At 69.2% G+C, this 10,121-nt stretch carries 9 protein-coding genes; 3 read left to right on the top strand and 6 right to left on the bottom strand.

What is annotated here, in order from left to right; all coding sequences use genetic code 11:
• Positions 1–98 precede the first annotated feature (98 nt).
• Positions 99–1,031, top strand: a complete 933-nt coding sequence (locus tag ACUDP5_RS12675; protein WP_445658907.1) for an AraC family transcriptional regulator — start codon at positions 99–101, stop codon at positions 1,029–1,031.
• Between the two features lie 48 nt (positions 1,032–1,079).
• On the opposite strand, the gene ACUDP5_RS12670 is transcribed toward ACUDP5_RS12675, so the two are convergent.
• The 3 genes from ACUDP5_RS12670 to ACUDP5_RS12660 are packed head-to-tail and all read right to left on the bottom strand — an operon-like array spanning position 1,080 to position 4,373.
• Positions 1,080–1,898 carry an alpha/beta fold hydrolase gene (locus ACUDP5_RS12670; RefSeq protein WP_445658906.1) on the bottom strand — a complete coding sequence of 273 codons (819 nt, stop codon included), beginning with the start codon at positions 1,896–1,898 and terminating at the stop codon, positions 1,080–1,082.
• Positions 1,899–1,903: 5 nt separating this feature from the next.
• A complete protein-coding gene (locus ACUDP5_RS12665) occupies positions 1,904–3,199 on the bottom strand; it encodes an O-acetylhomoserine aminocarboxypropyltransferase/cysteine synthase family protein (RefSeq protein ID WP_175193575.1) in 1,296 nt (431 codons plus the stop codon).
• A gap of 34 nt (positions 3,200–3,233) precedes the next feature.
• Complete coding sequence (locus ACUDP5_RS12660) at positions 3,234–4,373, bottom strand: aminotransferase class V-fold PLP-dependent enzyme (RefSeq protein WP_263912649.1); 1,140 nt, start codon at positions 4,371–4,373, stop codon at positions 3,234–3,236.
• 169 nt (positions 4,374–4,542) lie between these two features.
• Here ACUDP5_RS12660 and ACUDP5_RS12655 point away from each other — a divergent pair, with 169 nt between their 5' ends.
• Positions 4,543–5,568 carry an amino acid ABC transporter substrate-binding protein gene (locus tag ACUDP5_RS12655; RefSeq protein WP_263912648.1) on the top strand — a complete coding sequence of 342 codons (1,026 nt, stop codon included), beginning with the start codon at positions 4,543–4,545 and terminating at the stop codon, positions 5,566–5,568.
• A 1-nt stretch (position 5,569) separates the two neighbouring features.
• Positions 5,570–7,768 (top strand): ABC transporter permease subunit, encoded by a 2,199-nt coding sequence (locus tag ACUDP5_RS12650; protein WP_445658905.1) that lies wholly within the window; start codon positions 5,570–5,572, stop codon positions 7,766–7,768.
• Between the two features lie 6 nt (positions 7,769–7,774).
• On the opposite strand, the gene ubiT is transcribed toward ACUDP5_RS12650, so the two are convergent.
• Genes ubiT through ubiU form a run of 3 tightly spaced genes read right to left on the bottom strand, consistent with a single transcriptional unit; the run spans position 7,775 to position 10,106 of the window.
• On the bottom strand, positions 7,775–8,206 hold the full coding sequence (gene ubiT / locus ACUDP5_RS12645; protein ID WP_445658904.1) for a ubiquinone anaerobic biosynthesis accessory factor UbiT: 432 nt from the start codon (positions 8,204–8,206) through the stop codon (positions 7,775–7,777).
• A complete protein-coding gene (locus tag ACUDP5_RS12640) occupies positions 8,203–9,099 on the bottom strand; it encodes a U32 family peptidase (protein WP_445658903.1) in 897 nt (298 codons plus the stop codon). Before ACUDP5_RS12640 ends, ubiT begins: the two co-directional genes overlap by 4 nt.
• Positions 9,090–10,106 (bottom strand): ubiquinone anaerobic biosynthesis protein UbiU, encoded by a 1,017-nt coding sequence (gene ubiU, locus ACUDP5_RS12635; protein ID WP_263912645.1) that lies wholly within the window; start codon positions 10,104–10,106, stop codon positions 9,090–9,092. The genes ACUDP5_RS12640 and ubiU overlap by 10 nt, the downstream gene beginning before the upstream one ends.
• Between the last annotated feature and the right edge of the window lie 15 nt (positions 10,107–10,121).

Here is a 10,121-nt window from a genome sequence, read left to right as displayed (position 1 = left end):
AAAACACGATTGTGCGGCCGCACCGCAAAGCGCGACAATGCACGGGGATCGCAAGCTGATGCTCGATCTTATCGACTTTCAGCAATGCCCATATAACCATGCCATCTACTGCCGCCCCCAACACCGACCAAGCCGCCGTCGATGCCCTGCTGCTGTCCAGCCTGGAAGTGCAATCCAGCTTGTATCACCTGGGCCAATACTGCGGCAATTGGACGGCCAGCACCAGCGGCCGTGCGCGCGCCAGCTTTCATCTGATCCTGCACGGACGCTGCCGCGTCGACCTGGGCGGCGAACAGGCGCCCCTGACCTTGTCGGCGGGCGACGGCGTGTTCTTCCTGCGCGACGTGCCGCACACGCTGACGCCGCTGGACCCGCCCGATCCGGGCGCCCCCACCTGCCGCGCGATGCAGCCGCTGGCCCCGGCCCAGCCCGACGGCACGGGCCTGGCCTGCGGCTTTTTCCAGTTTCGTCCCGGCCTGGCCGACCTGCTGGCCGACACCCTGCCCGATGTCCTCTTGCTGCGCGCGGGCGATGCGCGCTATGCCGGCGCGCGCGGCGTATTCGACCTGATCCTGGGTGAAACCACGCGCGAAGGCGGCGCCTCGGCCGTGGTGCTGGAACGCCTGACGGACATGCTGATTTTCTTCATGCTGCGGCACCTGGCCATCCACGATCGCCAGGCCTATGGCCTGTTCGTGCTGGCGCGCGACCCGGCCATGGCGGGCTTGCTCCAGGCCATCCTGGCGCGGCCGGAAGACGACTGGACCCTGGACGACATGGCGCGCCACGTGCATATGTCCAAGGCCACGTTTCACCGCCGCTTCACGCTGCACAGCGGCACCACGCCCGCGCAGTTGCTGCAATTGCTGCGCATGCGCGTGGCGCGGCGCCTGCTGTCGCAGGGCGTGGGCATCCAGGATGCCGCGGAACGGGTCGGCTACCGCTCGCAGGCGGCGTTCAGCCGGGTGTTCCAGCGCACCGAGGGCGTGGCGCCCTCGGCGTGGCGAAAAGGGCTTAAAACCGGGGCGTGAAAGCGGGCGGTGCGCCCCCCGCTGCGGCATCCGGCTCAAGCCCAGGGCTCAAGACAGCCCCAGCAGCAGATCCGCCAACAGCGCCGGATGCGTGATGTGAGCTTCGTGCGGCGCCGCGATGTCGACCCAGCTCCAGCCCGGTTCCGACTTGACCCGCTTGCGCGATTCTTCGAGCACCGGCAGTTCAGGCTGGGTGCAGTGGATGTAGGTGCGCGGACGGCCATTGCCGATGGGATGCTTGAGCGTCAGCGGCGTGGTGTAGCTGGCCAGCGGATGCGCGGTCAGGCGCCGCTTGACCCAGGCTTCGTCGGCGCTGCCCGGCTTGAAGCCCCAGGCCGCGGGCAGCGGATCGGGAATCGGCACGGCCAGGCCGTTGGTGGCCTTGGACGCCGCGGCGATGCGGGCATCGGCATCCGCCTTGGGGTACACGGAAAACGCGTTCTGGCCGCTTTGCAGCACGATCGAGTCGAAGTACACCAGGTGCGCCAGCCGCTCGGGGATGCGATCTGCGACACCCGAGATCGGAATGCCGCCAAAGCTGTGGCCCACCAGGATGACGTCATTCAGTTCTTCGGACTGGATCACCTGCACCAGGTCTTCGACGAAGGTGTCGATGGTGATGGTCGGGTTCAGCAGGTGCGCGCGGTCGCCCATGCCGGTGAAGCTGGGCGCATAGACGCGGTGGCCGGCGGCCTGCAGCCGGTCGGCCACCGGCCGCCAGCACCAGCCGCCGTGCCACGAGCCGTGCGCCAGCACGTAGGTCTTGGCGCGAGCGGCTTGCGGCTGGGCCGCGATGGCCGGGGCCGCCGCCAGCGCGGGCAGGCCCGCGGCCAGCTTCAACAGGGTTCTGCGGTGCATCATCGTCATGCCGTTCACACCTTGGCCAGGGCCTGGTCCAGATCGGCCAGCAGGTCGTCGATGTGCTCGATGCCGATGGACAGGCGCACGGTTTCTTCGCGCACGCCGGCCTTTTGCAGCTCTTCGGGGTTCAACTGGCGGTGGGTGGTGGACGCCGGGTGCGTCGCCAGCGACTTGGCGTCGCCGATGTTGACCAGGCGGGTGAACAGTTGCAGCGCGTCCTGGAAGCGCGCGCCGGCTTCGCGGCCGCCCTTCACGCCGAACGTGAACAGGCCCGGGGCCTTGCCGCCCAGGTACTTCTGTACCAGCGCGTGGTCGGGATGGTCCGGCAGGCCGGCGTAGTTGACCCATTCGACCTTGGCGTGTTCGCGCAGGTAGCGCGCCACCTTGACGGCATTTTCCACGATGCGGTCCACGCGCAGCGCCAGCGTTTCGATGCCTTGCAGGATCTGGAACGAGTTGAACGGCGAGATCGCCGCACCCGTATTGCGCAGCGGCACCACGCGGGCGCGGCCGATGTAGGCGGCCGGGCCGAAGGCTTCGGTGTAGACCACGCCGTGGTAGCTGACGTCGGGTTCGTTCAGGCGCTTGAAGCGGGCCTTGTGCTCGGCCCAGGGGAACTTGCCCGAATCGATGATGGCGCCGCCCAGGCTGGTGCCGTGGCCGCCCAGGTACTTGGTCAGCGACTGCACCACGATGTCGGCGCCGTGTTCGATGGGGCGCAGCAGGTACGGCGACGGCACGGTGTTGTCGACGATCAGCGGCAGGCCATGGCGGTGGGCCAGTTCGGCCAGCGCGGCAATGTCGGTGATGTTGCCCAGCGGGTTGCCGACGGACTCGGCGAAGATGGCCTTGGTGCGGTCGTCGATCTGCGCTTCGAAGGCGGCCAGGTCGCTGGGGTTGGCAAAGCGCGTGGTGATGCCGTATTGCGGCAGCGTGTGCGCGAACAGGTTGTAGGTGCCGCCGTACAGCGTGCTGGACGAGACGATGTTGTCGCCGGCTTCGGCGATGGTCAGGATGGCGTAGGTGACCGCGGCCTGGCCCGAGGCCAGCGCCAGCGCGGCGATGCCGCCTTCCAGGGCCGCCACGCGCTGTTCCAGCACGTCGGTGGTCGGGTTCATGATGCGGGTGTAGATGTTGCCCGCGACCTTCAGGTCGAACAGGTCCGCGCCGTGTTGCGTGTCGTCGAACGCGTAGGCCACGGTCTGGTAGATCGGCACGGCCACGGCGCGCGTGGTCGGGTCGGGACGGTAGCCGCCGTGCACGGCAATGGTTTCCAGCCGCCAATCGGGCTTTTTCGCTTCAGTCATGTGTCTCTCCTTGAGATGCGTAATGGTGGGGGGATCAGGCGGCGAACCCGCGCGCGGCGCGCAGGATGCGTTCGATGTCCCCGTGATTGTTGTAGGCGCCGACGGACAGGCGCAGGTAACCATACTCGACAATGCTGGCCACCACACCCTCGCGGGCCAGGTGCGCCAGCGCGGCGGCCGGATCGGCCACGCGTACGGCCGTGGTGGTGCTGCGCAAGGCATCGTCGGCTGGGGATACTACCTGCAGCCCCAGTGCGCGTAAACCATCGCTCAATGCCGTGGACAGTTCCATCACCCACGGTTCGATGCGTTCGGGCTGCGCCCATTCAATGAGATCCAGCGCGCCGGCCAGGCCGGCGATACCGGGATAGTTCAGGTTGCCCGATTCCAGGCGGCGGGCATCGCCCGCGTCCGACACGGCCACCTGCCATTGCAGGCCGGCCTTGCCCAGCGTGGTCACTTCGGACGGGCCGATGTACAACGGGTCCAGCGCATCCAGCAAGCGCGGCGACACGTGCAGGAAGCCCACGCCCAACGGCCCCAGCAAGCCCTTGTGCGAGCCGCAGGCGAAAGCATCCACGCCCCAGGCGTCGACCTGGGCGCGCAGCAGGCCCGCGCCCTGGATGCCGTCGACCACCAGCCAGATGCCGCGTTCGGCGCAGCGTCGGCCCAGTTCGGCGATATCGGTGCGCAGGCCCGTGCCGTACTGCACCCACGACACGGCGATCAGGCGCGTGCGCGCGTCGACGTGCTGCCACAGGTCATCCACCGTATAGCGGCCGGCGCGCGACGGCGGCACGCGCACCTGCACGCCGCGACGGCGCAGGTTGAGCCACGGCAAGGCGTTGGTGGGATGTTCCTGGTCGTCGACGATGAGATTGTCGCCCTCTTGCCAGGCCAGGCCTTGCGCCACGGTGTTCAGGCCTTCGGTGGTGTTCTTCATAAAGGCCACGCGGCGCGCGTCTCCGCCGATCAGGCGGGCCAGGCGCGGGCGCAAGGCTGCCGCGTCGCGCAGCCATTGCGGCTTGTCGCTGCGGGCATGCGTGATGCCGTCAAAGAAGTCCGCCACCGCAGCGGCCACCTTGGGCGCCAAGGGGCTGGTGTAGGCGATGTTGGCGTAGGCCTTGTCGCGTGTGATGGGAAACAACTGCCTGAATTCGTCCTGCCAGCTCATGCGCGACCTTCTTCGTCCGTGCAACTTGGTATGGACGGATTCTAGGTATATGACGCGAATCTGGATAAGGCTAAGTTCTCATAACCATATGACCATATAGTCGCTCGCCGCACGGGTGCGCCACCCTAGAATTCATGCCTTTCTTGCATACAACGAATACGGGAACGGCATGCGGTTGATCTCTATACTCAAGACCGCCGGCGTGGCGGCGGCGCTGGCTTATGCCGGCGCATCCACGGCAGGCGTCACGGTCGACGCCATCAAGAAGCGCGGCGAACTGGTGTGCGGCGTGAGCCAGGGCTCGGCGGGCCTGTCCATTGCCGACAAGCAGGGCCGCTGGACGGGCCTGGATGCCGACCTGTGCCGCGCGCTGGCTGCCGCCGTGCTCGGCGATCCCGAAAAGACCCGCTTCGTGCCGCTCAGTTCGCAGCAGCGCTTTCCCGCCCTGCAAGGCGGCGAGATCGACGTGCTGAACCGCAACACCACCATCACCTCGGGCCGCGACGCCGGGCTGGGCATCGTGTCCGCCGGCATCGTGTTCTACGACGGCCAGGGCTTCCTGGTGCCGCGCAAGCTGGGCGTGAAAAGCGCCACCGAGCTGGACGGCGCGCAGGTCTGCGTGCAGCCGGGCACCGTCAACGAGCAGAACCTGGTCGACTACTTCAAGAAGAACAAGCTCACCTATCGCCCCGTGGTGATCGAGAACCTGGTGGAACTGGAGCAGGCCTTCTACGCCGGCCGCTGCGACGTCTACCTGTCGGATGCGTCCACGCTGGCCGCGAGCCGCGCCGCGCGCGCCGCCAATCCGGACGACTTCGTCATCCTGCCCGAACGCATCAACAAGTCGCCGCTGGGCCCCTTCGTGCGCCAGGACGACCCGAACTGGACCGCGATCGTGCGCTGGACGGTGAACGCGCTGGTGGCCGCCGAGGAACTGGGCATCACATCCAAAAACGTCGACAGCCAGGCGCAGAGCACCGATGCCCAGGTGCGCCGCCTGCTGGGCCTGGACCCGGGCATCGGCAAGAGCTTCGGCCTGGACGAAGGCTGGGCCCGCCACGTCATCAAGGCGGTCGGCAACTACGGTGAAGTGTGGGACCGCAACCTGGGCGCGGCCACGCCGCTCAAGCTGGAGCGCGGCCTGAACGCGCAGTGGAACAAGGGCGGGCTGCTGTATTCGCCGCCGTTCCAATGACATGATCGCCACCCTTGCCCTGCCCGGGAGCCCCGCCCTGCGGCGCTGGCTGCCCGCCCTGGCCTGGACCCTGGCGCTGGGAGGCATGGCCGCCGTACTGATCCTGCACATCGAATCCGTGCAGGCGGCGCGCGGCATCCGTGGCGGCTTCGGCTTCCTGTTCCAGCCGGCGGGCTTTCGCATTTCGGAAAGCCTGCTGCCGGTCACGCCTGAAGATCCGTACTGGATGTCGATTGCCGCGGGGCTGGTCAATACGCTGACGGTGGCGTGGGTCGCCATCCCCATCGCGACGCTGCTGGGGATCGGGCTGGGGCTGCTGCGCCTGTCGTCGCAGCCACTGGCCGCGCGCACCGCCGCGGCCATCATCGCGCCGCTGCGCAATACGCCGGTGCTGCTGCAACTGTTCGTCTGGTATGGCCTGCTGCTGCGCCTGCCGGATGCGCGTCAGGCGTGGCAGCCGCTGCCGTCGGTGCTGCTGTCCAATCGGGGACTGGCGCTGCCTGCCCTGCACGGTTGGCTGCCGTATGCCCTGGCGGCGGTGGGCGCTTTGCTGATCGGCTGGCTGGCGCATCGACGGTGGGGCCGCGGGATCGGATCCCGCTCAAGCCGGCTCGCCCAAGGCGCCACGTGGCTGCTGCCGCTGGCGCTGGTCCTGCTGGCCTGGACACTGCTGCCCCCCTTGACGATCGATCTGCCCGTCAGGCGCGGCCTGGGCCTGCAAGGCGGCTGGCAGCCCAGCATCGAATTCGCGGCGCTGGCCATCGGCCTGATCGTCTTCCATGCCGCGTACATCGCCGACATCGTGCGCGCCGCGGTGCGCGCGGTGCCGGTCGGCCTGGTGGAAGCCGGCCAGGCCATGGCCCTGACGCCGGCCAGCGTGTTGCGCCGGGTGATCGCGCCCTATGCCGCGCGCGTTGCGCTGCCGCCGTACGCCAACCAGTGCCTGGCGCTGGTCAAGAACAGCACGCTGGCGATTGCCATCGGCTACCAGGAACTGATGGCCGTCATCAACACCGCCATCACGCAGACCGGGCTGGCGCTGGAAGGCATTGCCCTGGCGGTCGCCGTGTACCTGGGCCTGGCGCTGGCGCTGGGCGGCGCCCTGTCCGCCTGGAACGCGCGCCATGCGCGCCACGGCCCCGGCGACAGCCACGGCGCCCGCCTGGGTGACCGGCCGGACCTGCCGCTCATGGGCGGGGACGCGCGCCGTGCAGCCCCCTGGCGCCGTTGGCTGGGATCGGCCGTGGTGGCCGTGCTGCTGGCCGCCGCTGGCTGGGCTGTACTGGATTGGGCCGTGCTGCGCGCGGTGTGGCAAGGCACACCGGCCGAGTGCGCCGCGGCCGCCGGCGCCTGCTGGGCCGCCGTGACCGACAACGTGCCGCTGCTGCTGTTCGGCGCCATGGCGCCAGAGGACCGGCCCCAGGCCCTGGTAGCTTGCGCCGCGCTGCTGGCCGGCGTGGCGGTAGGGCTGGGCGCTGGCCGCCTGCCGGCGCGCGTGCGCCTGGCGCTGATTGCGCTGGCGCTGGCCGTGACCGTGGCCGCGCTGGCCGCAGGCCCCTGGGGCGCGGCCATCGGCCCGCTGCGCTGGGGCGGCCTGCTGGTGACGCTGATCCTGGCGATCTCGGCGCTGGTGGCGGCGGTGCCATTGGCGTTCGGACTGGCGCTGCTGCGCCGCTCGGGCAGCCGCGGCGGCTCGCTGGCGGCGGCGGCGCTGATCGAGGCCGTGCGCGGCGTGCCGCTGGTGACGCAATTGCTGTTCGCCTCTTTCGTGCTGCCGCTGCTCCTGGGCGGCGGCGTGTCCAAGTTCAGCATGGCGCTGGCGGCGCTGACGCTGCACACCGCCTGCCTGCTGGCCGAGGTGCTGCGCGGCGCCTTGCAGGCCATTCCCGCGGGTCAGATGATGGCGGCGCGCGCGCTGGGCATGCGCCCCGCCGTGGCGTACTGGACGGTGATCTGGCCGCAGGCGCGCCGCATTGCCGCGCCCGCCGCGCTGGGCGTGTTCGTCGGCGCCGTCAAAGATACGTCGCTGGTCAGCATCATCGGCGTGTTCGACGTGCTGGGCGCGGCCAAGTCGGTGGTCGCGGGCACCGACTGGCGGCCCTATCACGTCGAGGTCTACCTTGCGGTAGCGCTGCTGTATTTCGCGGCCAGCCTGGCGTTGTCGCGCGTGGCGCGGGCGATGGAAGGCCGGCGGGGCTGAGCCCGCCTACCGCGCCGCCGCCAGGCGTTGCAGCCAGGCGGGGCGCGGCGCGGCATCCAGCCAGTTCTTCACGATCAGCCCCAGTTCGGTATCGCCCGAAATGCGCAGCCGGCGCTGGAAGAACAGCGTATCGGCGTCGGTCTCGGCGCGCATCAGCGCCAGCAGGTCGGCCAGACGCGCCCCCAGCTCCAGCTCGCAGGCAGACCCTTCCCAGCGCGGGCGGAAGGCGCCGCCGCGCACCGCGAAACTGCTGCGCAGGCCCAGGTCTTCGACCGTGATGGCAAAACTGCGGCCGTCCAATTCCGGCGGCGGCGCCAGCCATTTCAGGCGCCGCGCCAATTCCAGCCCGGCCACGCAATGCAGCGAGGCCAGCGGCGCCGGCACGCGGCGGCCCAGACGCGCCACCACGGACGGCAAGGTGAAGGCAGTGTGGCTCATGCGCGCTCCTGCCAGGCGATGCCCGATTGCCCATGGAAATAGCCGTTGCAGCGGCCGATGCCGGCGGGCGGGGCAACCTCGTCCTGCGCCCGGCCTTGGCGTACGGCGTCCAACGCGGCGATGGCTTCCAACGTGCCGCTCGATTGCGGGCTGACGCGCAGCACCTGTGCGCCCAGGTCCGCCAGGTAGGCCGCCTGGTCCAATAGGTCCAGGCACGCGGCCGACTGCACCTGGATGCCGTTGATCGCCAGGAATTCGCGCGATTCCCGGGTGCGCATGTCCAGGCCGTCGGGATGCTCGATGCAGCGGAATCCGCAATCGTCCTTCTTCAGGCGAAAGTGGCGCGCGGTGAAGCAACGCGCCGAAAACGCCAGCGCCATGCGGCCCCACACCATGACTTCGGCCTGCAAGCCCGCCGGCCGCTCGGCCAGCAGCCGGGCCAGCGCGTTCACATGCATTTCCAGCGGCGCCACGAAGCGCGCCGCGCCCCGTGCGGCCAGCCATTCCAGCGTGCCACCGTGGTACGCGTTCATGTGCGGGCCGGCCACGAACGGCCGCCCGCCCAGATGGCGCAACGCGCCGACCTCGCCGGCTTCCACCATGAAGTCATCCTGCTCGCACAGGCGCCGTAACGCCGACGCCTCGGCGCCGGTTTCGATCAGCGTGCGGGCCGACAGCACCACGTCCTTGCCGGCGGCGCGCAGGTCGCGGGCAAGGTCCAGCCAGTCGTCGGCGCGCAGTTCGTGGCGTCGGCTACAGACGGTTTCTCCCACGTAGAGGATGTCGACGGGGCTGTCGGCCAGCGCCGCATAGAATTCCAGCGTGCGCGCACGCGGCCAGTAATACAGCAGCGGACCCGCCGAAATGCGAAGAGCCTTGGGTTTCATTTCCATGGACGTTCGAATGCGCCTTGCGTGACTTGGGAACCCTCGGCATGGCGCGCCAGCATGGCGTTCCAGTCGGGGCGTGGGGAATAGCGATTGGGATCGGCATGGGCGCTGTCCAGCGCCGCGCGCAGCGTGGACACCACCTGCGTGACATAGGCGGGGCTGCGCTGGCGCCCTTCTATCTTCACGGCCGACACGCCCATTTCGGCCAGCTTGGGCAACAGACCAATGGCGTTCAGGCTGGTGGGTTCTTCCAGCGCGTGGTCGGCATGGCCGTCGACCTCGAAGCGGCCCTTGCACAACGTCGGGTACGCGGCAGGCTCGCCGGGCTCATAGCGGTCGATCAGGATGCCGTTCAGGCGCGCATCCAGGCGGCCGTCCTGCTCGACCCAGCGAACCGCGCCGGCCGGCGAACAGACGCCCTTGTTGTTGGGCGAATCGCCGGTGGCATAAGACGACAGCAGGCAGCGCCCTTCGGCCATGACGCACAGGCTGCCGAAGCCGAAGACTTCCACCTCGACACTGACGTTGGCGCAGATGCGCGCGATCTCGGCCAGGGTCAAGACACGTGGCAGCACCACGCGGCGGATGCCGAACTGCTCTTTCATCAGTTCGATGGCGTCGGCGTGCGTGGCCGAGCCCTGCACCGACAGATGCAGCCGCAGGTCGGGATAGCGGTCGCGGGCATAGCCCAGCAAGCCGGCGTCGGCCATGATGACGGCGTCGGCGCCCAGCGCATGGGCGGCATCGACCGCCTCGCGCCATTCGTGGCCGCGGCCGGGTTGCACGAAGGTATTGATGGCGAACAGCACCTGGCGCCCCTTGGCGTGAGCCAGGGCGACGCCGGCGCGGATATCGCTTTCGGTGAAATTGAGCCCGGCGAAGTTGCGGGCGTTGGTGGCGTTCTTCAGGCCCAGGTAGACGGTGTCGGCGCCTGCCTCGATCGCCGCCTTCAGCGCGGCCAGGCTGCCGGCGGGCGCCACGAGTTCCAACGGAGAGGTTCGGGTATGCATGCCGGCCAGTCTAGG

This window comes from Achromobacter sp. NCFB-sbj8-Ac1-l (assembly GCF_052695805.1).
This window is presented reverse-complemented; position numbering and strand designations above follow the sequence as displayed.

What these genes read in the sequence shown, in the direction of transcription:
- ACUDP5_RS12650 (WP_445658905.1), top strand. Translation starts at nt 5,570, where the DNA reads ATGATCGCCACCCTTGCCCTGCCCGGGAGCCCCGCCCTGCGGCGCTGG.
- ACUDP5_RS12670 (WP_445658906.1), bottom strand. Translation starts at nt 1,898, where the DNA reads ATGACGATGATGCACCGCAGAACCCTGTTGAAGCTGGCCGCGGGCCTG.
- ubiT (WP_445658904.1), bottom strand. Translation starts at nt 8,206, where the DNA reads ATGAGCCACACTGCCTTCACCTTGCCGTCCGTGGTGGCGCGTCTGGGC.
- ACUDP5_RS12640 (WP_445658903.1), bottom strand. Translation starts at nt 9,099, where the DNA reads ATGGAAATGAAACCCAAGGCTCTTCGCATTTCGGCGGGTCCGCTGCTG.
- ACUDP5_RS12675 (WP_445658907.1), top strand. Translation starts at nt 99, where the DNA reads ATGCCATCTACTGCCGCCCCCAACACCGACCAAGCCGCCGTCGATGCC.
- ACUDP5_RS12665 (WP_175193575.1), bottom strand. Translation starts at nt 3,199, where the DNA reads ATGACTGAAGCGAAAAAGCCCGATTGGCGGCTGGAAACCATTGCCGTG.
- ACUDP5_RS12655 (WP_263912648.1), top strand. Translation starts at nt 4,543, where the DNA reads ATGCGGTTGATCTCTATACTCAAGACCGCCGGCGTGGCGGCGGCGCTG.
- ubiU (WP_263912645.1), bottom strand. Translation starts at nt 10,106, where the DNA reads ATGCATACCCGAACCTCTCCGTTGGAACTCGTGGCGCCCGCCGGCAGC.
- ACUDP5_RS12660 (WP_263912649.1), bottom strand. Translation starts at nt 4,373, where the DNA reads ATGAGCTGGCAGGACGAATTCAGGCAGTTGTTTCCCATCACACGCGAC.